The 23,596-nt window shown below is 43.5% G+C and carries 25 protein-coding genes; 7 read left to right on the forward strand and 18 right to left on the reverse strand.

Going from position 1 to position 23,596, the window contains the following annotated elements; all coding sequences use genetic code 11:
* Positions 1-10: 10 nt before the first annotated feature.
* From AYW75_RS11250 to dinG, 9 genes are all read right to left on the reverse strand, one after another.
* The gene (locus tag AYW75_RS11250; RefSeq protein ID WP_067099450.1) at positions 11-949 is read right to left on the reverse strand and encodes a patatin-like phospholipase family protein; all 939 of its coding nucleotides are present in this window, start codon (positions 947-949) and stop codon (positions 11-13) included.
* Between the two features lie 18 nt (positions 950-967).
* Positions 968-1,768: a DUF4892 domain-containing protein gene (locus tag AYW75_RS11255; RefSeq protein WP_067099452.1), complete on the reverse strand. Its 801-nt coding sequence runs from the start codon at positions 1,766-1,768 to the stop codon at positions 968-970.
* 27 nt (positions 1,769-1,795) lie between these two features.
* Complete coding sequence (locus tag AYW75_RS11260; protein WP_067099454.1) at positions 1,796-2,656, reverse strand: alpha/beta hydrolase; 861 nt, start codon at positions 2,654-2,656, stop codon at positions 1,796-1,798.
* 15 nt (positions 2,657-2,671) lie between these two features.
* Positions 2,672-3,151: a phosphohistidine phosphatase SixA gene (gene sixA, locus AYW75_RS11265; protein WP_067099456.1), complete on the reverse strand. Its 480-nt coding sequence runs from the start codon at positions 3,149-3,151 to the stop codon at positions 2,672-2,674.
* Positions 3,141-3,422 (reverse strand): DUF4389 domain-containing protein, encoded by a 282-nt coding sequence (locus AYW75_RS11270; RefSeq protein ID WP_067099458.1) that lies wholly within the window; start codon positions 3,420-3,422, stop codon positions 3,141-3,143. The genes sixA and AYW75_RS11270 overlap by 11 nt, the downstream gene beginning before the upstream one ends.
* Positions 3,415-4,446: an NAD(P)H-dependent glycerol-3-phosphate dehydrogenase gene (locus AYW75_RS11275; RefSeq protein WP_067099460.1), complete on the reverse strand. Its 1,032-nt coding sequence runs from the start codon at positions 4,444-4,446 to the stop codon at positions 3,415-3,417. Before AYW75_RS11275 ends, AYW75_RS11270 begins: the two co-directional genes overlap by 8 nt.
* 21 nt (positions 4,447-4,467) lie before the next feature.
* A complete protein-coding gene (locus tag AYW75_RS11280; RefSeq protein ID WP_067099462.1) occupies positions 4,468-5,886 on the reverse strand; it encodes a protein adenylyltransferase SelO in 1,419 nt (472 codons plus the stop codon).
* Positions 5,887-5,895: 9 nt separating this feature from the next.
* Entirely contained in the window at positions 5,896-7,224 is a 1,329-nt protein-coding gene (locus AYW75_RS11285; protein ID WP_067099464.1) for a DEAD/DEAH box helicase, read from the reverse strand.
* An 88-nt stretch (positions 7,225-7,312) separates the two neighbouring features.
* The gene (dinG, locus tag AYW75_RS11290; protein WP_067099466.1) at positions 7,313-9,436 is read right to left on the reverse strand and encodes an ATP-dependent DNA helicase DinG; all 2,124 of its coding nucleotides are present in this window, start codon (positions 9,434-9,436) and stop codon (positions 7,313-7,315) included.
* A 70-nt stretch (positions 9,437-9,506) separates the two neighbouring features.
* Here dinG and lexA point away from each other — a divergent pair, with 70 nt between their 5' ends.
* Positions 9,507-10,130, forward strand: a complete 624-nt coding sequence (lexA, locus tag AYW75_RS11295) for a transcriptional repressor LexA (RefSeq protein ID WP_067099468.1) — start codon at positions 9,507-9,509, stop codon at positions 10,128-10,130.
* A gap of 76 nt (positions 10,131-10,206) precedes the next feature.
* Here lexA and AYW75_RS11300 read toward each other — a convergent pair whose 3' ends face one another.
* From AYW75_RS11300 to topA, 3 genes are read right to left on the reverse strand one after another with little or no spacing between them, the layout of a single operon-like run.
* Complete coding sequence (locus AYW75_RS11300; RefSeq protein WP_231886194.1) at positions 10,207-10,467, reverse strand: hypothetical protein; 261 nt, start codon at positions 10,465-10,467, stop codon at positions 10,207-10,209.
* Complete coding sequence (locus AYW75_RS11305; RefSeq protein WP_067099470.1) at positions 10,467-10,943, reverse strand: DUF6586 family protein; 477 nt, start codon at positions 10,941-10,943, stop codon at positions 10,467-10,469. Before AYW75_RS11305 ends, AYW75_RS11300 begins: the two co-directional genes overlap by 1 nt.
* Positions 10,940-13,570, reverse strand: a complete 2,631-nt coding sequence (gene topA / locus AYW75_RS11310) for a type I DNA topoisomerase (RefSeq protein ID WP_067099472.1) — start codon at positions 13,568-13,570, stop codon at positions 10,940-10,942. The genes AYW75_RS11305 and topA overlap by 4 nt, the downstream gene beginning before the upstream one ends.
* A gap of 179 nt (positions 13,571-13,749) precedes the next feature.
* Between topA and AYW75_RS11315 the strand changes: the two genes are divergently transcribed.
* Positions 13,750-14,529 (forward strand): DNA topoisomerase I, encoded by a 780-nt coding sequence (locus tag AYW75_RS11315; protein ID WP_067099474.1) that lies wholly within the window; start codon positions 13,750-13,752, stop codon positions 14,527-14,529.
* On the opposite strand, the gene AYW75_RS11320 is transcribed toward AYW75_RS11315, so the two are convergent.
* Positions 14,504-14,980, reverse strand: a complete 477-nt coding sequence (locus AYW75_RS11320; protein WP_067099476.1) for a hypothetical protein — start codon at positions 14,978-14,980, stop codon at positions 14,504-14,506. The genes AYW75_RS11315 and AYW75_RS11320 overlap by 26 nt on opposite strands.
* Before the next feature lie 54 nt (positions 14,981-15,034).
* On the opposite strand from AYW75_RS11320, the gene AYW75_RS11325 reads away from it, so the two are divergent.
* The gene (locus AYW75_RS11325; protein WP_067099478.1) at positions 15,035-15,472 is read left to right on the forward strand and encodes a universal stress protein; all 438 of its coding nucleotides are present in this window, start codon (positions 15,035-15,037) and stop codon (positions 15,470-15,472) included.
* A 73-nt stretch (positions 15,473-15,545) separates the two neighbouring features.
* Here the strand turns inward: AYW75_RS11325 and cysS are convergent, their stop codons facing one another.
* The 5 genes from cysS to AYW75_RS11350 all read right to left on the reverse strand — a co-directional run bounded on the left by cysS (position 15,546) and on the right by AYW75_RS11350 (position 20,695).
* Positions 15,546-16,928, reverse strand: coding sequence for a cysteine--tRNA ligase (cysS, locus tag AYW75_RS11330; protein WP_067099480.1), 1,383 nt, complete (start codon positions 16,926-16,928; stop codon positions 15,546-15,548).
* Positions 16,929-16,935: 7 nt separating this feature from the next.
* Complete coding sequence (locus tag AYW75_RS11335; protein WP_067099482.1) at positions 16,936-18,606, reverse strand: glutamine--tRNA ligase/YqeY domain fusion protein; 1,671 nt, start codon at positions 18,604-18,606, stop codon at positions 16,936-16,938.
* Positions 18,607-18,706: 100 nt separating this feature from the next.
* Positions 18,707-19,036, reverse strand: coding sequence for an AzlD domain-containing protein (locus AYW75_RS11340; protein WP_067099484.1), 330 nt, complete (start codon positions 19,034-19,036; stop codon positions 18,707-18,709).
* Complete coding sequence (locus tag AYW75_RS11345) at positions 19,029-19,751, reverse strand: AzlC family ABC transporter permease (RefSeq protein ID WP_067099486.1); 723 nt, start codon at positions 19,749-19,751, stop codon at positions 19,029-19,031. Before AYW75_RS11345 ends, AYW75_RS11340 begins: the two co-directional genes overlap by 8 nt.
* Complete coding sequence (locus AYW75_RS11350; protein WP_067099488.1) at positions 19,748-20,695, reverse strand: bifunctional helix-turn-helix transcriptional regulator/GNAT family N-acetyltransferase; 948 nt, start codon at positions 20,693-20,695, stop codon at positions 19,748-19,750. Before AYW75_RS11350 ends, AYW75_RS11345 begins: the two co-directional genes overlap by 4 nt.
* A gap of 175 nt (positions 20,696-20,870) precedes the next feature.
* On the opposite strand from AYW75_RS11350, the gene queC reads away from it, so the two are divergent.
* The 4 genes from queC to AYW75_RS11370 all read left to right on the forward strand — a co-directional run bounded on the left by queC (position 20,871) and on the right by AYW75_RS11370 (position 23,588).
* Positions 20,871-21,530 carry a 7-cyano-7-deazaguanine synthase QueC gene (gene queC, locus AYW75_RS11355; protein ID WP_067099490.1) on the forward strand — a complete coding sequence of 220 codons (660 nt, stop codon included), beginning with the start codon at positions 20,871-20,873 and terminating at the stop codon, positions 21,528-21,530.
* A gap of 91 nt (positions 21,531-21,621) precedes the next feature.
* Positions 21,622-22,272, forward strand: a complete 651-nt coding sequence (gene queE, locus AYW75_RS11360) for a 7-carboxy-7-deazaguanine synthase (RefSeq protein ID WP_067099492.1) — start codon at positions 21,622-21,624, stop codon at positions 22,270-22,272.
* A gap of 34 nt (positions 22,273-22,306) precedes the next feature.
* The gene (locus tag AYW75_RS11365; protein ID WP_067038026.1) at positions 22,307-22,804 is read left to right on the forward strand and encodes a peptidylprolyl isomerase; all 498 of its coding nucleotides are present in this window, start codon (positions 22,307-22,309) and stop codon (positions 22,802-22,804) included.
* A 4-nt stretch (positions 22,805-22,808) separates the two neighbouring features.
* Positions 22,809-23,588, forward strand: coding sequence for a UDP-2,3-diacylglucosamine diphosphatase (locus tag AYW75_RS11370; protein ID WP_067099494.1), 780 nt, complete (start codon positions 22,809-22,811; stop codon positions 23,586-23,588).
* The last annotated feature ends 8 nt before the right edge of the window (positions 23,589-23,596 follow it).

Raw genomic sequence — 23,596 nt, forward strand, 5'->3', positions numbered from 1 at the left:
ATCCAGTGGGTTAGCCACCACTCGGAAAAGAGTAATGACGACGTTCTCGATTGGTTAATTGAGATAACGCTTCTGTGGCGACATCATGACCAAGCTTGATCAATTCTTTCGACCGCCAGAATTCATAGAAACTGCATGCATCTTTAGGAATAGAAATTAAAAGATCCGGCGGATAGCCCGCCACCTTATATTGGGTTAGTGACTCCTGCATCGTTTCAAACATCATGTTAATGGTTTGAATGCGGCCCCAACTTTGTGTGTCGTAGCGTTTTTCGGGCTCCATTACGTCTCCACCATCACTTTCTTCTTTCGCTTTGCTGAAAAAATCTTTGATGTTGTGCCACCACTCAGACTCTTTTTCTGGTGCAACAAAGGGAGGGTTCGCTGTATGTTGGGCCGGGCCATTTAGGTCTACGGCAATGATATAATCTGCGCCGGCTGAAACGGTTGGTATAATAGGTAGAGGATTAAGGACACCGCCGTCAACATAGACGCGACTGCCTATTTGCACAGGACTGACTACCGAAGGTACGGCGGATGAGGCACGCATAGCTTGTAACAAACTGCCTTTTTGAAACCAAAATTCTTTTTGGCTTAAAATGTCGACGCCTATCGCAGTAAAAGGTAATGGGAGCGATTCAATACTGACTTTATTACCAATCAGGTCTTCAATAACTTGGAAGTAGCGATCTCCCCTGACATAGCCCCCCATTAGAACGGCCATATCCAATAGTTTTAATACATGAAATCGATCTAATGACTCTGCCCATTTCTGATATTCCGCTAACTTACCACACAAATATATACCGCCGACGATAGCTCCAATAGAGCAACCGGAAACGGAAACTACTTTATAGCCTTGCTCCTCAATCGCATTAATAACACCGATGTGAGCATGACCACGGGCAGCTCCACTGCCAAGGACTAAAGAGACAGTTTTTTGAGGCATGTATGCACGCTTTCCTAGCTAGTTAGAATCACGCACAAAAATAACACGATGTGTTCCGTATGTAGAGTCACCCATGTTAGCTAAATTAATAAATCGGATACGAGATTGTTCACTAGAGTTCAGAGAGCGTTGAATCTCTTCAATATAAGCATCGCCTACTCGTATTGCACTGCGATTGTCTGCTTCACTGGTAACAAATCCGACTAGACCATCCAATGTATCTAAGCCCGATAAAAACCGGCGAATTCGAGGTACGTCTGTCGCATTGAGTTGAGCGAGAACATCAGTATCTAGATCGCTTCCATTTGGGATGACTTCATCAATTCGAACCATAATATCGCCGGCTCCACGTCTATTTAAGTAGACTACCCAGTAATGCAAGCTTTGGTCTTGAAAAACCCACAAAGATTGGCTTGAATCTGACCCATACAACAAATACTCGTTAAAAAAGTTGTTTGCCCAAGCATTAGAGTTACCGCAGGAACGACTTTGACAGGAAAACAGTAAATCACCATTGGATAAATTCAGGATGGCATCTTGATAAAAACGCTCTACAGATTCCATTTGGACATTGCGGGCAATTTTATAGAGCGTTTTTACTGCTGTACCTTCGATCAGTTCGACCTTTTCTGGCTCCCAGCCTCGACCAGAACGGTAGATTTTTGCTAAAGGAATTTCAATATAGCTATTTTCAACGGGCGTGCTTTTTATGATTTGTGCCCCTCGATAAACAGGAATCTCTGAGCCTTTTGCAATCAGTACTGTACTAGCACTGATTAATAGTAAGGATGACATCATTGCCCCAATAACTCGAAACATAACCACTACTCCTTAGACTGAAATAATCTAATTTTGGTCGATAAATCGATGAATTTCCTGTGCGACGTTAATTGAAGTTGAAGGCTCCAAGTGAAAATGATGATTACCTTCTAATCGTTTAAGTTTAAGCCAGGAAAATGCTTTTGCTCGTTTTTCTACCAGTTCTTGTTGTTGTGCAAAGATCCCTTGATTGGCTACAAGGGCTAAAGTTGGGCATTTTATTGCCTGAATATAAGCTTCAACCGAATCTTCATCCATACGAAATGGGGATGGGAAAGACAACTTATGGTCTGTTCGCCATTTCCATTCATCATTTTCAAAGGTAGCGCCGCGCTCTACGAGTAGCTTAGCTGCCTCATAGGAAAGTTCAGTAAACCCATGCATCCGAGCATGAATGAGATCCTCTTGCGATTGATAACGAGACGATCTAATCGTTCTTTTCTTAAGCATTTTTTGCATTGAGCGCTGCATTGTCGTGACACGCTGATCGGGCGTTGCCGTTGCTGGCCCCATGCTATCCAATATAACAAGGCCGCGGACTTTTTCTGGCACCATCGCTGCTACTAACATGGCAACGGCCCCTCCCATGCTGTGCCCCAGAAGCCAAACATCTTGATTTGACTTCTTAAGCACTGCAATGACATCTAACACATAGTCCCACAAATGGTAAAAGCAGCCATCAGGACGATGTTGAGACTTCCCATGTCCGGCTAAATCTAATGCGGTGATACTAAAACCAGAAAGTTCAGGCGCTAAAGTTGCGAATGACGCAGCATTATCAAGCCAACCGTGTAACATCACAATATGCGTAGCATCTGGGTAAACTGAGAGCCATTGGGTTGCTGCAATGGTTGTATGGCCAAGCTGAAATACTGTGTCGTTGGACATTGTAACGTTGCTTATTTAGTGATTAGGTGAAATTGCCCATCTAAATTGACAGCATGCCGTAGCAAATAGTTCCCCTTCTAAAGACGCCATTGTTGCTGTTGTCATTTGAAAACTATATGGCAAAGGTGCATCAGCAAGCATTTCAACTAATTGGAATGCAAAGGGTTGATGGGTCACTATCAGGATGGACTCATAAGGAAGGTCATTTAGCCAAAGCGCTATATCAAGTTCTTTACCATTGGGTGTGATTGAGTCGAGTGTTTCTGGAGTAGATTGAGAACCTGATATTCTCAAAAATTCATTTGCGGTTTGTTGAGCCCGTAAAAACGGGCTCACAAATACAGCATCAAGTTTATCACCAAGGGCTAAGAATTGTTTGGCAGTGCTGCGCACTTCTTCAATCCCTTGCTTGGTTAATTCACGCTGAGCATCTTGCTCATAGCAATAAGGCTCAGCGTGACCATGACGCAATATATAGAGACGCTTAGTCTTCACGGCTATCTTTTTCAGGCCAAGACTGGAACGGGAAAGGTTTTTCTTCTTTCGAGAACGACAAGAAAGAAATAGTTTGCTTAATAAATACACCCGTTGAAGATAACCAGTAGTTCAACGAAGAAAGCTCTGTTTTAGAGCCAAAACGAACCAATGTGGTGATAATTATTAAAAAACCAAACACTGTTAGTGCGATGTTTAGCAAACCCCAATAAATCAGCATAAAAAACATTCTAATCCAAAATTCTTGATTAGCGTAACCAGGTTTATTCATTTCTATTTACTCCAGCTGTCGCGAACTCAACATCCCATTTTTGTTCACCTGTCATCAGGGTGCCAATTAAGGAGTCTAAACTCGCATTGTCAAAAATCAATTTGTACAAGCCTGACGCAAGCGGCATATAAAGACCGTGTTTATCCGCCTCTTCTACGACCATGCGTAAGGTATTGACACCTTCTGCCACTTCACCGATTGCTCCGATTGCTTTTTCGAGCTCTTCACCAGAACCCAATGCAAAACCGACTCGATAGTTACGACTTAAAGGTGATGTACAGGTAGCAATCAAATCTCCCATGCCAGCTAAACCAAGAAATGTCATTGGATTTGCTCCGAAATGCACAGCAAAGCGGCTCATTTCAGCCAAACTTCGAGTCATAATCATGGCCATGGTATTCTCACCGACCTGTTTAGCTTTTGCTAAACCACAGACAATCGCATAGATATTTTTCAAAGCACCCGCAAGCTCTACACCTTTGCTGTCATGGTTTTCATAAACTCGAAAGGTACGAGATTTCAATAATTCGATCACAGTTTCACGTAAGTCATCATCATCACTAGCAATGACTGAACCTGTCAGTTGGCCTGCGGCAATTTCCTTCGCTAAATTTGGACCACTTAGAACTCCAATTCGATCTGAAACACCATTACGACGCAAAATGTCGCTCATTAGCTCAAATCGACTAGGGTTAAAGCCCTTTGTGGTACTGATCAGAATTTTTTCAGGTGTCAGCAATGGCTTAATGCGTTCAACAACTTGCTCGAATGATTTTGATGGAATGGATACAAAAATAGTATCACTCGCACGAATCGCTTCTTCAAGGTTGTTAGTTGCTAAAAGCTCACGATGCAAAGGAGCATTAGGTAAATAGCGACTGTTTAGACCAGTTAAGTTGATTTCTTCAACCTGCTCTTCATTACGCATCCATTGGCTAACTTGATGGCCATTATTAGCCATAATATTTGCCAAAGCAGTACCGAAGCTACCGCCTCCTAAAACACAAACCGATTGAATATCCATAGTTACATTAATACCTTATCGTTATGAAGAGCAGCTTACTTCTAGGTGGCGAGCCCAATCAGGGGATTGCATCGCCAAAGCATTACTTTCTTCATGCTCTTCAAATGGACTGTTCAGTACGTTAAGCAACTGTCTAAACGGCAAGTAATTACCCGATTCAGCGGCGACAATTGCTTCATGTGCAAGGTAATTTCTTAGAACAAATTTCGGATTTACTTTTTGCATCTGTTGACTGACGGCCTGTTGATCTCGTCCGTCATTTCTAATAGACCAATAATAATCCAACCAATCTGCCATTACTTTTCTATCTACGACTTCATCCATGAGTAATTCCGGCTGGTCCGGATCAATTTGGCTCAATAATCGAAAGAAAGTCGTGAAGTCCAATTGCTCTTTTCTAAGTACAACAAACAGCTTTTCAAGTATAGGTTCAAGCAAATCAGTGCTTGCAAGGCCTAATTTTTCCGTCATTAGTTCGTCATAATGTGATTGAAGAGCAGGTTCATAATGCTTTAGCACCTCAATCAATTCATCACGTGAAAAATGTTTTGAGAAAGCGAACATCAAACAATTCAAATTCCAAAGACCGATACCCGGTTGTCGGTGAAACGCATATCGCCCTTCATGATCAGAGTGATTACATATCCATTTATCATTGAAATTTTCCATGAAGCCGAACGGGCCGTAGTCAATGGTTTCACCCAGAACTGAAAAGTTGTCCGTATTCATCACACCATGCTGAAAGCCAACTGACTGCCATTTTGCTATCATGTGAGCTGTTCGTTGAACAATATCAATCAGCATGGCTTTTAGTGGTTCTGGTTTATCTCTATGATGTGAAAAATAGGTATCAAGAGTGAAGTCGATGAGCTCTTGCAGTTGGTCATACATTTTGTGAGCAAAAAAATACTCAAAATGACCAAATCGAACATGTGATTTTGCGGTACGGATTAACAATGCACCAGACTCAGGGCGCTCTCGATAAACCACTTGCTTACTATCATACAAGGCTAGCGCCCTTGAGGTAGGGATACCCAACGCATACATTGCTTCACTGGCAAGGTATTCACGAATACTGGAGCGTAGCACAGCTCGTCCATCGCCTTGACGGCTGAAAGGGGTCTGCCCTGCACCTTTTACATGAAGGTCATGTAATATGCCTTGCTGATCTTTTACCTCACCAAGCAATACGCCTCGACCATCACCTAGACGAGGGCTAAAGCCTCCAAACTGATGACCAGCGTACACCATACTCAAGGACTGGTCGACTGGTTCTTGACCACTTAGGATCTTATGAACCTCATCATCTGAAAAGTCGATTCCTAACTCACTTGAAAGAGCCTTGTTATACTCTACCAACCGCTGCTCAGCTAAAGGCTGGATTAGGCAGTGAGCATAAAACTCATTACCTAGCTGAGCAAAGTGATGGTGTAGCTTCATGAGTCCTCTTTAGTCTTGGTCGCGCATGTATTCACAACGGATCGATGCACCAATTGTCGCTTCGATTTCAGGAATCATGAATGAGTCATCTTCTGTAGCAAAGCTAACAGATTTACCCATTTCACCACCTCGACCTGTACGGCCAATTCGGTGAACATAGTCTTCAGGATCATCAGGCAACGTGTAGTTAACCACGAGCTCGATGTTGTCAACATGGATACCACGGCCAGCTACATCAGTTGCGACAAGCACTTGGAGACTGCCATCTTTAAACTTATCAAGTGTTTTAACACGTTTTTCTTGAGATACTTCGCCTGATAGCATCGCACAGTTAATGTTCGCTTTTCTTAGCTTTTCATTAAGATCACGTGTTTCGTCTCGGCGGTTAGCAAAAATAATCGTACGTTGATTGCCATTATCTTCGATCAATTTTTTAAGAATTGGCCATTTTTGACCCGCGGAAACCGTATAAATCACCTGATCAATGTTCTTGTTCGTTGTTTCTTTCGGAACAACTGACACTTCTTGAGGGTGGTAGGTCCATTGACGCGCGAGTGCCTGTACATCTTTCGGGAAAGTAGCGCTGAACAGCATTGTCTGACGACGTTCTTTATGAGGCGTCATACGAATAATGCTTTTTACGTCAGGGATAAAGCCCATAGACAACATGCGGTCTGCTTCATCCAGCACAACGCATTCTACTTTATTAAGCATCACTTTCTTGTTGCGGGCAAAGTCGAGCAAACGACCAGGTGTAGCGACAACAAGATCAACGTGCATGGACTCAAGCTGTTTACGCTGCTTGTCATAATCCATACCACCAACCAGAGACACAACGTTTAGGTTTGTGTACTTAGTAAGTTTTTCCGCTTCATCAGAAATTTGAAGTGCTAACTCACGTGTTGGCGCAATAATTAAACCACGAGGAAAGTGATTTTGACGCTCTTGTTTTTCTGGGTAATCCAAGAAATCGCTGATCATAGCAATCAAGAAGGCAGCAGTTTTACCTGTGCCAGTTTGAGCTTGTCCAATCAGGTCATAGCCTTGCAATGTAGCAGGTAGTGTTGCTGCTTGAATTTCGCTGCAATATTCAAAGCCCATGGTTTGAATAGCGCGAAGTACGCGATCTGGAAGATTTAGATCGTGGAAACGAGTTTTGCCTTCTACTTCTTGAACGTTAAAGTCATCAATAGACCAAAGCACATTAGTTTCCTTTTCAGCAGCCGGAGCGTTAGCTCCCGTGGCGTTAGCACTGCTTTTGTTGTGTTTACGACGGGGTCTGCGCTGGCGCTTTGGCCCTTTAGAGGCTGGGCGCGCGGCTTCTTGCTGTTTTTCCATGTGAGAGTCTTTAATCTCTTTTAAATGAATGTTTGTTAACAGGCCTCTGAGTGTACCTAAATGACACTCAGTTATCACCTTTAGTTTGTTAAATCTGCTTATAAGGCGGCAAGCTATTGATCAGCTGCGAGCCATAGCGTTTGGTTCTAAGACGCTTGTCGAGTATGTGGATTTCGCCACTATCATTCTCACTTCGAAGCAAGCGCCCAGTGGCTTGAACTAAGCGCAATGACGCATCAGGAATAGTGATTTCCATAAATGGATTTCCACCACGTTTTTGAATCCACTCAGCTAAAGTCGCTTCAACCGGATCGTCTGGCACCGCAAAAGGAATTTTAGCAATGTATACGCGTGTGAGATAGTCACCGGGAAGATCGACTCCCTCCGCAAAGCTGGCCAAGCCAAATAGCAAACTGCCTTTTTTAGCATCAATCGCATCTTTGTGTGTTTCTAAGATAATGCGTTTGGACTGCTCACCTTGAATTAACAGGATGTCTTTAAGTGCTTCTTTTAAACCTGCGGCCACCTCTTCCATTTGACGGCGTGATGAAAACAAAACCAGCGAACCTAACGATGTATCCACTTTATCATTCAAATATTGAATCAATTCTTTGCTGTGTGCTTCGGCTTGATTCGGCTCCACCTGCATATTGGGTACAATGAGAGTACCTTTGTTAGCGAAATCAAATGGGCTGATAACACGAAGATATTCACTTTCTCTGGGCACGCCAGAGCGCATATTAAAACGATGAAATTCGTTTAACGCCGTCAATGTGGCAGAGGTGACGACTGCCCCAAAGCATTTGTCCCACAACTGCATACGCAGCGTATGAGCGGCTAAGATAGGTGAACCACCCAATTCAATGTCCTGATCCATGCCCTGACCGACGACAAGCAACCAGCGAGCATTAGGAGGATATTGCTGGTCATCCAGCGATGAATAAAGCTTCCACAGTTCGGTGCAGGTTTCTAGGCGCCCTAAAATGACACCTAAGATAGGTAGCCAGCTTTCTGCCGTTTCTTCTTTAATCCCCATACCTTCATTCTGTTTAACTTTTTTGCATTCATCCTGGATGTTCTCAATCTGCTTAAACAGCTTTTGATAGGACATAGCTAAACTGTACGCGAGTTGACGCAGTTCCTCAGGAATGACACCAAATTCAAAGCGATGCTGGCGAGTATCTTGATCCAAGCCTAATTCTTGAATAAACGGAGCCAGTCCTTGTTGCACATACTGAATGAAATTAATGGTGCTTTGGATCTGCTGAGGGATTTTTAGCAAAATCTGGCCAGTTAAACTCACCTCATCTATTAGCTCTTGACGTAAGTTAATTAAGTTCTTATCAAGTTGTTTTAGCCAACTAATACTCTGTTGTAATCTAACTTCATGACGAAAATGACTAATCGCTTTGTCAGGAAGATGATGGCCTTCATCGAACACATATATGGTCTCCTTAGGGTCAGACAATATTGCACCGCCGCCTAACGATAAATCTGCTAAAACCAAATCGTGATTGGCAACAATGACATCAGCGGTTTCTAACTCTGCACGAGCTTTAAAAAACGGACAGACAGAAAAATTAGCACAGTTACGATTCGTACATTGCTGATGATCAGTAGTCAGTCGTCGCCAATCTTGTTCACGGATGATGCCTTCCCAGTTATCTTTGTCGCCGTCCCATTTCCCATTTTCTAATGCTTCATCCATTTCTTGATAAAGCGCTGTATTGACATCATCGGCAGCAAGATGCTGTTCGAATAATCCTGCGAACATATCCTCTGTGGCCTGCTCTTCGGCACCTAAAAAACCTTCTAGGTTATTCAAACACATGTAGCGCCCACGACCTTTCGCCAAGGTATAACGAAAACTGTAATCGGTTAGTTCTAATAGGCTGGGAAGCTCTTTGTGGAGAATTTGCTCTTGTAGAGCCACTGTTGCCGTAGAAATAACCAGCTTGACGCCTTTCTCTTTAGCAATCGGTATTGCGGACAAACAGTACGAAAGGGTTTTGCCTGTACCAGTCCCCGCCTCTACCACAGCAACATGCTTTTCACCTAAACGCTCACCTTCCGTGCCTTGCATGATAGCACCGAGGGTCCGCGCAATGGTGGCGATCATTTGTCGCTGCCCAACACGTGCTTTATGGCCCTTTGCTTCAAGGTAAGCACGGTAAGCCGTTTGAATATTTTGTTTAATTGAGTCTGAAAGCATTGAATTTAGTTGAGCAATTAATTGATAGCTGTATATAATAACAGTAACTGTATAAACAAACAGATGCCATATGATTAAATTAACGAAAAGACAGTCTGATGTACTAGAGACTATACGCGAATTCATTATCGAAACGGGGTTTCCACCGACTCGTGCTGAAATTGCTGCGCGTCTAGGATTTAGATCCCCAAACGCTGCAGAAGAACACTTAAAGGCTCTGTGCAAGAAAGGCGCTATAGAAATGCTTTCTGGCGCATCGCGAGGTATTCGTCTTGTCGATCCTGAGCCGATCAGTGCAAACGATGAAAATGGTACGTTACCCATCGTTGGCCGAGTTGCAGCAGGTTACCCTATTTTAGCGCAAGAAAACATCGATTCACGTATCAGTGTTGCGCCGGAAATGTTTACTCCCAAAGCTGATTATCTATTATCGGTTAACGGCATGAGCATGAAAAATGCCGGCATTATGGACGGTGATTTGTTAGCCGTTCATAAAACCCACACGGTTCGCAATGGGCAAATTGTCGTAGCGCGAATTGGCGACGAAGTAACAGTAAAGCGTTTCGAGCAAAAAGGTCGCGAAGTTCGACTGATTCCTGAAAATGAAGAATTCAGTGACATCATCGTTGATCTTGAAAGTGAAGATTTTGCTATTGAAGGCTTATCGGTTGGTGTTATTCGACGTGGATTGTAGTACGTAAGAACCTCATCATGGCTGCTTTAAGTTCCTGACTTACAGCGGCCATGAATTTTTACCTTTAACTTTATTGTCAGTGCAATATCCGGGGCATGAACTCTTCGTCATACACTTCGGATTCAGAACCATCAAAATCATCTGAATAAACAAAATCTATGCCTGCATGGAACATGCACTTAGCCAACTCAAAATAACGATCCTTCAAGAAGTCTTTCGTGTCATCAGAAATCGTCAGTGTAGCAATCGGCGTTTTATCGTCTTCTTCCCCTGCTGGGCGCAATACAATCTCGCCATTTTCTAATTCTACTATTTCTAAATACGTATCTTTCATCATTAATATTCTGCGGCGTCTTCACGAAAACGTAAGACGAGCTCAGTTAAAGAGCTTAAGATGTGTTTAGTTGAGCCACCAGCATCAGAGCCTCGGCCAATCAGCTCAACATTACCCGATGCGGAGTATGCCTGATTTGCTGCACGACACTCAAGTGCTGCATCAAATGTATCTAATAATTGGGACAACCAAGATTGCTTAGAAGATTTAAGCTGCATTAACTCAGACAAAACTGGGACTGCAATTCCTTTTTCTTGGCTTACACGCACCATGGTATCGATATCAACTTGGCAAGAAAGATTATAAGAATCCATCACCTCTTGAAGTAAACCATTTAAGCCGCTGCGCAGCTGGAACACAGCCGAAGACTCATAGCTATTCATCAGCCATTCTCCTTCTTCCTGCTGACTTTGAGCCAGCAGGCGACGTGCCGCATCTAGACGTTGATTAGTGCTACTGGCCAAACTAGATGCCATCATTTTTTCTTTTTACCGTGATCAATTTTCCACTTGCCAGCTTCATAGAAGGCTTTCCAGCCCGTAGGTTTTCCTTCTACTTCAGTCATAATGTATTGCTCTTTCGTTTTACGACTAAAGCGAATAACAGTTGGGTTACCCTCTTCGTCTTGTAATGGAGCGCTGTCAAAATAATGGTATTTAGGATCAATTTGATCCATGTAAGGTTTTAGCTCTTTTACCAGCGGCGGACGCGTTTCACGTTTACGTGGGAACTGGCTAGCTGCAAGAAAGAGTCCCGTTGCGCCGTCACGTAAAACATAATGATCTTCAACCTTTTGACATGCTAAATCAGGCATCGGAACTGGATCCATCTTTGGTGGCGCAGCTTCGCCATTTTTCAATAGCTTACGAGTGTTCTTACATTCTTCATTGGTACAGCCAAAGTATTTACCAAAACGACCTGTTTTAAGTTGCATTTCAGAAGAACATTTATCACATTCAAGCGTAGGACCATCATAGCCTTTTAGTTTGAAAGTCCCCTTTTCAACTTCAAAACCTGGGCAAGAAGGGTTGTTACCACAGACATGTAATTTGCGATGTTCATCGGCTAGGTAACTGTCCATCGCTGATCCACAAATATCACAACGTCGCTTGTTAATCAGAGCTTTAGATTCGCCTTCTTCATCATCGACGGCAACGGCTTCATCACCACTCACTAAATTGATGGTCGCTTTACAGCGCTCTTTGGGTGGTAATACATAACCAGAGCAGGACAAAAATACACCAGTGCTAGCAGTACGAATCTGCATAGGTCGTTCACACGTTGGGCATGGGATATCCGTTGGCGTTGGCTCATTTGGCGCCATACCACCATCAACGGCTTCGGCTTGATTCAAGGTTTTACTGAAATCAGAGTAAAAACTATTAAGTACTTTTATCCAATCTTTTTCACCTTCGGCTATATCATCCAGCTCTTCTTCCATTTGCGCAGTAAAGCTGAAATCCATTAGATCATCGAAGCTTGCCACTAATCTATCGGTAACGATGTCGCCCATTTTTTCTGCGTAGAAGCGGCGATTTTCAACACGCACATACCCGCGATCTTGGATCGTAGAAATAATAGATGCATAAGTTGATGGGCGACCAATCCCTCGTTTCTCCAGCTCTTTTACTAGGCTGGCTTCGCTGTAGCGTGCAGATGGTTTCGTAAAGTGCTGCTCAGGTTCAAGGTTAATTAATGCTAACTGCTCGCCTTGTTTTACATCTGGCAAAATAGTGTCTTCTACTTTTTTGCCTACCGGCGTGATAACACGGGTATAACCATCAAAGCGTAAGATTCGGCCTTTTGCTCGTAATTCGTATTCATCTGCCATCACGGTAATGGTGGTAGAGGTATATTCAGCAGGGGTCATTTGACAGGCAATAAACTGATTGCGAATCAAATCATAAAGACGGTGTGCATCCTTATCCATGCCTTGCAGCATATCTTGAGTCACATCCACGCTAGAAGGACGAATCGCCTCATGGGCTTCTTGAGCGCCTTCTTTGCTCGAATAACGCAATGCTTCTGGTGGCAAGTAAGCATCGCCAAACTTGCTTTGAATGTACTCACGGGCAGCCTCAACGGCTTCAGCACTTAGATTGGTTGAGTCTGTACGCATGTAGGTGATATAACCACCCTCATACAAACGCTGAGCAAGCATCATCGTTTTCTTAACACCAAAGCTTAAACGAGTACTCGCAGCCTGTTGCAATGTAGATGTGATGAAAGGAGCCGATGGCTTAGAACGGGTCGGTTTATCTTCACGACTAGCAACTTTGAACGCTGCGTTCTCTAGACGTTTTACGTGCTCATCTGACTGTTCTTGAGAAGTCGGACGGTATTCTTTACCTTGATGCTTAACTGTGACAAATGGGATATTAGCTTTATCACCAGTTGCTAAATTAGCATCCAGCTCCCAGAATTCTTCTGGAATAAAAGCACGAATTTCTTTTTCTCGTTCAACGATCAGTCGCACCGCAACTGATTGAACTCGACCAGCAGATAATCCACGAGCTACTTTTGCCCAAAGCAGAGGTGACACCATGAACCCAACTACGCGATCCAAGAATCTACGTGCTTGCTGCGCATTGACGCGATTCATGTCTAATTCTGACGGTGTTTCAAAGGCCGAGGTAATGGCATTCTTTGTGATTTCGTTGAAAACCACACGTTTGTAACGATCATCATCGCCACCGATGGCTTCACGTAAATGCCACGCAATGGCTTCACCCTCTCTATCCAAATCGGTTGCGAGATAAATAGTGTCAGCATTCTTTGCAAGTCGGCGCAGTTCTTCAACGACTTTTTCTTTGCCAGGTAAAATTTCGTATTGGGCAGCCCAGTTATGCTCTGGATCTACACCCATACGATTGATCAGCTGCTTACGTGCTTTTGTGCGTTTGTGTTCCGCTTTTTCTTCCGGGCTCATTTTGCGCGTCAACGCAGCCTGTTTGGCACGTTCCTGAGGTGTAGAGGTGGACGTCGTACCAGCCGGGAGATCACGGATATGACCAACACTCGACTTCACGACAAAGTCGTTGCCGAGATATTTGTTAATTGTTTTTGCCTTAGCTGGCGATTCCACGATAACCAGAGATTTTGCCATTGGGTTGTTCGAGCCTTAATTACTTTTGAAAGATGAACGTGCTTAGAATACCTTAGGGGCGCAGATATTAAGCAAAGCGCTAATATATGACAAGCAATCCCTGAGAGATTCGCAACATTCCTATTGCCGTGTCTAGCATTTGCCCTTTAACATACTGAAATCACTTACAAAGGACAATCATGGCTACGCTTCAGATCCTAACTATAGTCATTCTTTTCATAATCGTACTGGTTTCAGTGGTCGTTGGCTCGCGTGCTCATCAAAAAGAGCTGGAGTTAAAAGAACGTCGATTAAAACTTCTACAGTTACAAAATCGTGCAGATCGTATGGAGCAACATATCATCGGACTACGGTCAATTAACACCGATATGATCGTCAGCGACGTTTTTTATGACTTTTATCTTGAAAATTTAAGAGAGCTCATCTCATATACGGATGACCCAGAAAAAATAGAGCAACGTATCGCTAAAGCTGAGGCAGAACGAGAAGAGGCCCCGGCACATATGGATCTAGAACCCGATGAAATGAGTTTTCATGAAAAAACCAAATACAAGGAGCGATTAACTAAAGCAGCAAAGATGCTGCTCTACATGCGCCGCAAAGGCCGTATCAGCAATACCCATTACAAACTCTGCTATGTCTACTTGCGCTGGCTAAATCTTTGGATTCAATTGAATCGCCAAATTGTTCAAGCCAATAAAAACTTTCACTCAGGTGATATGCGCGTTGCACAAACACTCTACAGTGTTATCCACTCTCATTTAAAATCTAACAACGTGGATCGACCAGAGAAAAAGGAACTAGAAAAATTTGTAGATGGGCGAATGCAAGAAATATTGGCACCACAAATTATGGCGATTCAAGAAGCGGAAAATCCTGAAGAAGTGCTTTCAGAGCTTGTCCACTCCATTGAAGACCTTTCTACTGGCGTTGCTAGCGAAGCGACAAAAGACCAGTGATAATGGCATTAGCATCGTTTACGGTGCTTTCGTCACCCTTTTCCCTCCAATACAAACTCACGCAGTTAGCAGATATCTCTATCGCTACAAAAACAGCATGATGCTTTTCAAGCAGCGCCCCTATATCTGAATCTATTGAAATAGGCTTGTTGGCGTACCAGCCTTCACAAATTGATTCATGCTTCCAAACCTCATAAGGGTAAATATTGATATCAGGAAAGTCTTTGAGGGGCTTTTCACGATATTTATGATAAGCACAAAGCCCTGTTTCTTTGACTTTTACCTTATCCCATTTGTCTGGCAAATTGACACTTGTTAACTGCACGGTAATATTGTGCTTGCGAGCCTGCATGCGTAATGCCATTTTTTCACGTTCACGTCGTGTAGGCATGATCCATAATGCTGACCCCATCAAGGAAAGGGTAATAAATACTACAATTAAAGCTGTCATTGCTTTACTCTTAAAATGTTGAGAATAAATGGAACCCAAAATTGGAGGTATCCCATGCCCTACCAACGTATTATTTTGGCGGTGGATCTAACGGACCAAAGTATCCTAGTTGCTAACAAGGCGGCTGCCATGTGCAAAGCTTTTGATGGCCAACTTACTATTATTCACGTAATTGAATCTTTAAACTACGCTTACGGCGGCGATGTGCCAATTGACGTAAGTGACATACAAGAACAACTTCACAGTACAGCGACAAGCCGTATGGAAGTGCTCGTCGATCAATTAGATGTTCCGGTTCACTCCACTGTCGTCACTCAAGGTGGTATTGAAAGCGAAATCCATCGAGTCGCTGAAGAGTCAAGTGCTGACTTAATTGTCGTTGGCAGCCATGGCCGACATGGTCTGGCTCTGTTACTAGGCTCAACGGCTAATGGCGTCTTACATGGTGCACCGTGTGACGTTCTTGCAGTGCGTGTTAAATCAGAAAGTTAATAACTTGCTGTGTTTCACGGTAAGCAAAAAGGGAGACTCACACAAGTCTCCCTTTTTATGGACTATTGGTTTATCAACCACGAGTCCATGTCGTTCCTTCGCGGCTATCAAGCAAGGTGATACCGTTCTCTAACAATACATCTCGAATCTCATCACCACGGGCAAAGTTCTTGTCTTTACGCGCTTGAGCACGTTCAACAATGTAAGCCTCAATATCAGCCGCTGATAAACCTTCATTGAAAGTGCTATTCTGCATGAAATATTCAGGATCCTGATAAAGTAGACCCAAAACATCCGCAAGCGCTTTCAATTCAGCTGCTAAGGTTGCTGCCGCTTCACTGCCTTCAGCTCGTGCTTTGTTAAGCTCTCGAACCAACTCAAACATTACGGACAAAGCCACAGGTGTATTAAAGTCATCACGCATAGCGTCTTCAAAGCGCTCTGTAAACTCTGTTGCCACATAGTTTGAAGCTATCTCTTGATCCCTAAGCGCCGTATACAAGCGCTCTAAGGCGGTCTTAGCATCTTTCAAGCTGGCATCGGAATAATCTATGCTACTACGGTACTGGCTAGACACCATCAGGTAACGAACTACTTCTGGGTTGAACTTTTCAAGTACTTCACGAATGGTAAAAAAGTTGCCCAAAGATTTAGACATCTTCTCGTTGTTAACGCGAACTGCGCCACAATGCATCCAGTAATTTACGTATTGCTCACCCGTAGCCGCTTCTGACTGAGCGATTTCATTTTCATGATGTGGAAATTTAAGGTCTGGACCCCCACCATGAATATCAAAATGCGAGCCAAGACAATGTGTCGACATAGCTGAACATTCAATGTGCCATCCAGGTCGACCTTTGCCCCAAGGAGAGTCCCAGTGTACCTCACCTGCCTTTACCGGTTTCCATAGTACGAAATCCGCAGGATGCTCTTTAGAAGCTTCTACTTCAATACGAGCGCCAGCAAGCATATCCTCAATTTTACGGTTATTCAGTTTACCGTAATCGGCGAACTTACTTGCGCGGTAATACACGTCACCACTTTCACCTTGGTAAGCGTAACCTTTATCGACCAGTACTTGAATCATGTCGATGATTTGCTGCATGAACTCTGTGGCTTTCGGTTCTAGGTCTGGCGCTTTGTTACCCAGCGCTGTCTCGTCTTCCGTTTGCGCAGCAATCATTCGTTCTGTTAACTGGCTTGGTGTTTCATTGTTTTCAGCCGCACGCTTAATGATTTTATCATCAACATCCGTAATGTTACGTACGTAGGTTAAATCGTAGCCCACATGACGCAAGAAGCGTGTGATCACATCAAATGAAATCATTGCTCGCGCATGTCCAATGTGACAATAGTCATAAACCGTAATGCCACACACATACATTTTTACTTTGCCGTCTTCGATCGGTTTGAATTCTTCTTTCTTACCGCTCAAAGTATTAAAAATTTTAAGCATTACAGAATCATCCCTTTGCTTCGATTTTTACCCAAGAATCACGCAACGTAACGGTACGGTTGAATACCATGCCCGTTTCTTTTAGATCACGACAGAAGTAACCTTCACGCTCGAATTGGAAGCCAACACCGGGCTCAGCTTTCGCTAATGATGCTTCAAGTTTCGCATTAGTTGTCACGGTCATAGACTCAGGGTTAATAAAATCTAAGAAGGTCTTGTCTTCGTGTTTTGCATCTGGGGCTTCTTCGTTGAATAAGCGATCATACAAACGCACCGTCGCATCCACCGCATGATTTGCGCTGACCCAGTGAATCACACCTTTTGGCTTGTAACCTTCAGGGTTCACTCCTAACGTGTTTTCATCATAACTGCATAGCAGCTCAACAACGTTACCCTCTTCGTCTTTGATCGCCTCGTCACAGGTGATTACATAACCCCCACGTAAACGAACAGCAGTGCCAAGACTTAAGCGTTTCCACTTACGAGGGGGGACTTCTTCAAAGTCAGCCGCATCGATAAATAGGTTTTTGCTGAAGGGCACTTCACGCTTACCGGCCTTTTCGTTCTTCGGATGATTCGACACCGAGAAGATCTCTTCTTTATCTTCCGGGTAATTCGTCAACGTAACCTTGATCGGATTTAGCACAGCCATGGCGCGATTGGCGTTCGCATCTAAATCTTCGCGAATAGCGTGTTCAAGCATGCCAAAATCAACCACACTGTCAGATTTTGTTACACCAATACGTTCACAGAAATTACGAATAGACGTTGGTGTAAAACCACGGCGACGCATACCTGAAATAGTCGGCATGCGTGGGTCATCCCATGCTTCAACGTGGTTTTCATCAACCAATTGTTTCAGTTTGCGTTTACTTGTAACTGTGTAGTTCAAGTTTAGGCGAGCAAACTCAATCTGTTGGGGATGGAAGGTTTCAAGCGTATCCAGAGTCCAATCGTACAGAGGACGATGGTCTTGAAATTCAAGCGTACAAATCGAGTGAGTGACATTTTCCAACGCATCGGATAAGCAGTGCGTAAAATCGTACATCGGGTATACACACCATTTATCACCTGTTTGGTGATGGTGTACATGGCGGATACGATAGATGATAGGATCACGAAGATTGATGTTTGGGCTCGCCATGTCAATCTTTGCACGCAATACTTTCTCGCCATCAGCGTATTTTCCGTCACGCATGTCCATAAATAGCGCAAGGTTTTCTTCCGGCGAACGGTCACGGTAAGGACTGTCTTTACCAGGTTCTTTCAAAGTGCCGCGGTACTCACGCATTTGCTCTGCGTTTAATTCACAGACATACGCTTTACCTGATTTAATTAGGTCGCAAGCAAAAGTAAAAAGCTGATCGAAATAATCAGAGGCGTATTTAGGCTCATCCGCCCATTCGAAACCAAGCCACTCGACGTCTCGCTTAATCGATTCAATGTATTCAACGCTTTCTTTTTCAGGGTTAGTGTCATCGAAGCGCAAGTTACATTGGCCTTGGTAACGCTCTGCAATACCAAAGTTTAGGCAGATAGATTTTGCATGGCCGATGTGAAGATAACCGTTTGGCTCTGGCGGGAAGCGCGTATGCACTTTGCCGCCATGTTTGCCAGCTTCGGTATCTTTATCAATGATTTGGGTGATGAAGTTCCCAGGTTTAGACGCTTCTGACATGTTATGTTCGAATCCCAATTGGTGTTCATGTAACGAATAGAAATAATAGCGTTCAAGTATATCTGATTTTATTCAAAGATGGGTACGCCCAAACGCAATTCTAATTGCCCGTTACCATTTTCATCAGAAAAAATACGACCACACCGATACAAATGGTTAATAGCTGTCGTTTGAATACTAACCCTGTTATCAGTGCAGCCAATGCCCCGACAAACCAAGGGTTCAGCAGAGAGACCGCTAATCCCTGATCGTTGGTTAACGCCATTGGGGCAATGATGGCTGTTAAGACCGAGACCGGGACGAATTTTAGCGCTTTATCAAGCCACTCAGGCATTTCAGCACGATTAGCGCCGACGAACAGTGTTACACGAATGCCATAAGTCACCATAAACATGCCTACAATGATTAACAGTAGTTCAACGTTAGACATGAGCCGTCTCCTTGGCATTCTTGTTTGTTGTCATGGTATCCAGAAAATACCCTGTGGCGACGGCTAATAACGTTGCTACGATTAGTCCCATTTGGTTCGGCATGTCGCGGAATAACACCGAGCATACTATAGCGACAACAAACGCCCCCCAATAAGGAGCTGATTTTAAATAAGGGGTCACAATGCCAATAAAAGTGGCCACCATCGCAAACTCTAAGCCCCATTCACTCAGTCCAGGAATATACTCCCCCGCAAGGGCACCCATTATTGTGGTGATATTCCACATCAAGTAAAAACTTAAAAATGATCCAATATAGACCTGATGCCCATTGCTTTTATCTGCCGACCCCATGTCGAACATTGGCCTAACCGCAGCATAGGTTTCATCGATCAATCCAAAGCCCATTAAAAGCCTAAGCTTAAGCGGCAAATGCTTAACAAAACGCAATAAATCGGCTGCATAAAGAATATGACGCAAGTTAACAACAAAGGTTGTCAGTATAATGACCCAAAGTGGCGCGTCTGCAGCAATCAAGCCAAGCGCCACAAATTGAGCGGAGCCAGCAAACACAATGCTAGACATGGCAATTGCAAACCAAATACTTAAGTCGTTTGCCGCAGCAAGAGAGCCAAAAAGAAGGCCAAATGGGATGCCACCAATAATCATAGGGATTGACGCTAAAGCACCACGCTGTGCATTTTGAAATAAATTCACACTTCGCCTCCAAGTTGTTTAGTCATGCGAAGGTTGGCTCTTGGCACGCTAAATACGGCACAGGATTCATCAATTTTAAAACCAAGTTTCTGATATAAATTTAACGCAGGTAACAATGATGTGTGAGTTTCTAAATGGACACATTGCCCACCCCTTTCAACTACTTGGGTCAATGCATCATTCAGCATACGTTCACCAATTCCAAGACGGGTGAAGCGCTCATCTACTGTCAGCTTACCAATTTCAAAGTCATTGTTTGATGGCATAAGGTAATAGCTTGCAATAGGTTTTTCATCGACGAAAGCCAATCGCACAATACCGCCCTGCTCTATGATTTCACTGTAAGGGTCATTAAGAATTCGATGATCGCGCTCATAAATGTCGTTTGGGAAAAAACGTTGCAGCCAAGCCTCATTTAATTGTTTAAACACTAGGGAGTCCATCTTTGAACTCAATGATTGAATGCCAACTTTTTCGGGGTGCAACCTCAAAATGACCCGCATGGCATAAGGGCCATTCAATAAATGTGATTCAAGTCCTGATAGTTGTGTTAAAAACGATCCCGTTTGAGCGTCTAAATAGTATTCTAGCTCTTTACCTATTGCTTCAAGTACCGGTTCAACTTTTACCATTTCTTGGCAACAAAATTCTGATAGACAAATAACAGATCTTCTTTGGTCTTGCTGGTCTGGAACTTTTACTAACAGGCTATCTTTTAACATTTTACTGACCTGTTTGCTGACAGCTGGATGAGACAGCCCCAACCCTTCGGCTATTTGCATAACAGACAAAGCTCCTTGCTGCTGTAACAGGCGTAAAATGGGAAAGTATGTTGATGAAATCATCAACGATTCTGCTAAGTACACGGACTGCACTTCACTGTATAAAAAATCGCTCAATCGCTTTAGACGACTGCCTAAAGACAAAACACCAAACTGTTCCATAGACCTTACTCAAAAACTATTTATCAAAAATATAGGTAACTGGTTACCTATATTATATACGTAACCAGTTACCGACAAGCCATTGCGACTCTTTCCTTATAATTTTTTAACAAAAGCTAGTTACTCAAACGTGATTTGCTATAATCCGCGCCCTTGCAAATAAAGGGGTTTACTCATGTCAAACAAAGCCGTTGTGGTCTATTCAGGAGGAATGGACTCTTACACCGTACTCCACAAAGCACTGGCTGCGGGCAAAGACGTTTACGCACTGTCATTTAACTATGGTCAGCGCCATAGCAAAGAACTTGATATTGCGGCTAAGGTATGTGAAAAATTCAACATTCCACATAAAGTCGTCGATATATCTGCGATTAACAGTCTTATGGCAGGATCTTCTCTAACGGATAACATTGAGATACCGGAAGGTCATTACGCTGAAGACAGCATGAAAAATACCGTCGTACCAAACCGTAATATGGTGCTTTTATCAATGGCCATTGCTTATGCTGTGTCTCTTGAAGCACCTGAAGTTTATTACGGTGCGCATGCAGGCGATCATCATATTTACCCAGACTGTCGACCTGAATTTGTTCATGCTATGAATGCGGTATCGCAAATTGCCAACTATGAGCCAGTTGATATTGTTACACCGTTCTTGAACAACTCCAAAGGTGAAATTTTAGCCGCCGGTTTGGCCATGGGCCTAAACTATGACGATACTTGGACGTGTTATAATGGCCGTGAAAAAGCTTGCGGCAAATGTGGTGCCTGTAATGAGCGTATGGAAGCATTTAACGAACAAGGTGTGACAGATCCTCTGCCATACGAAGTATAGTATTAACCAGCATTAGCTTTTGCCAAGCAATCCGCTAATGATTGTTATCACTGTCAGCCCCGACTGTTTTTGGGTGATTGAAGGATGAATAATGTATTCAGTTAAAGAAGCGTTCTATTCCCTACAGGGAGAAGGCGCACATGCGGGTCGACCTGCAATTTTCTGTCGTTTCACGGGATGCAACCTGTGGACTGGAAAAGAAAAACACCGCGCCACTTCTAAATGTCAGTTTTGTGATACGGACTTTGTTGGTACAGATGGTCAAAATGGCGGAAAATTTCAGGATGCCGATGCTTTGATCGCACATCTTGATGCTCTTTGGCCAGAAAGCGCACAGCATAAATATTTAATTTTTACTGGTGGTGAGCCTGCACTTCAGCTAGATGACGAGCTAATTCAAGCGGCGAAAGCGTCTGATTATATTCTTGCGATTGAAACCAACGGGACGCTACCACTGCCTCTTGGTATTGATTGGATCTGTGTCAGTCCTAAAACAGCTGAGCCATTGGTCGTAAACAGAGGCAGTGAATTAAAGCTTATTTTTCCTCAAACTCACTTACCGCCGAATTTATTCACTGACCTTGAATTTGAGCACTTCTATCTCCAACCCATGGATCAAAGTGCACTTCCAGCCGGTCAGACACGTATCGACGATGCTCAAGCATTAACAATTCGCTATTGTTTACAGAATCCGCAGTGGCGTCTAAGTTTACAAACACATAAAATGCTCGGCATTGATTAATTTATTACACCTAACCTACTAAAGGAAAAGTTACATGATCGTTTTCCATACGAATTTTGGCGACATCACAATTGAGCTTAACTACGAAAAAGCACCAAAGACCTCTAAAAACTTTGAAGAATATGTTACATCAGGTTTTTACGATGGTGTTATTTTTCACCGCGTGATCAATGGTTTCATGGTTCAAGGTGGTGGCTTTGAGCCAGGCATGAAACAGAAAGAAACACGTGCGCCAATTGAAAACGAAGCGGATAACGGCCTAGAAAATGTTGTAGGCTCTCTAGCAATGGCTCGTACGATGGACCCGCATTCAGCATCTGCCCAGTTCTTCATCAACGTTTCCGATAACAGCTTCTTGAACCACCGCGCTAAAACACCTGATGGCTGGGGTTACGCAGTATTCGCCAAAGTGACAGCAGGCATGGACGTTGTAAACAAAATTAAAGAAGTCCAAACAACGATCAAAGCAGGCCATCAAGATGTTCCAGCAGAAGACGTGATCATCGAGTCAGCAGAACTGATCAAAGAATAAGTTCATGACTCGTTACTTCATCTCAGATCTTCATTTGAGTGACAAACGCCTGGATTTGATCCAGGCGTTTGTGTATCTGACGGATCAACTCTGCCAATGCCAAGAGCAGCCTTCAGAATTGTATATTCTCGGAGACTTCTTTGAAGCTTACATAGGCGATGACTACCAGCCTGACTGGATCAAGATTCTAGATGCTCAATTTGCTAAGCTAGCGAGCGCTAACATAGCGACTTATTTCATTGCCGGTAATCGTGATTTTTTAGTAGGTGATGATTGGTTTAAGCGTAATTGCGTTACAGCGTTGGCCGAACAGCACATCATTCATCATAATGAGCAGGCCATTATGCTGACTCATGGCGATGAATATTGTATAGATGATCAGGCTTATCAAGAGTTCCGCGCCATGGTTCGACAACCGGCATGGCAAGAACAAGTTTTAGCCATGCCGTTAGCACAGCGCCTAGCCTTAGCACAAAAGCTGCGTGATGACTCTAAGAACATGTCTGCGGATAAGCAGGATGCAATCATGGATGTTAACTCCTCAGCAGTTGAGGAAAGTGTGGCAGGAAAAGTGGCGCTTTTGGTTCATGGTCATACGCATCGACCTGCGTTGCATAAGACTGATAAGTTTAGCCGTCTAGTTCTAGGGGACTGGGACAAAAATATTTGGCTTGCTACCCTAAAAAACCGAAGTATTGAGCACCGTACAATATCTGTTAACAGCTATCTATCTGATCAGCCAAGTATCAGGGAATGGCAGAGAATCCATTTACTAACTTGGTAAGTTTGCTT

The sequence above is a fragment of the Marinomonas atlantica genome (assembly GCF_001639725.1).
GTDB classification, from domain to species: Bacteria; Pseudomonadota; Gammaproteobacteria; order Pseudomonadales; family Marinomonadaceae; genus Marinomonas; species Marinomonas atlantica.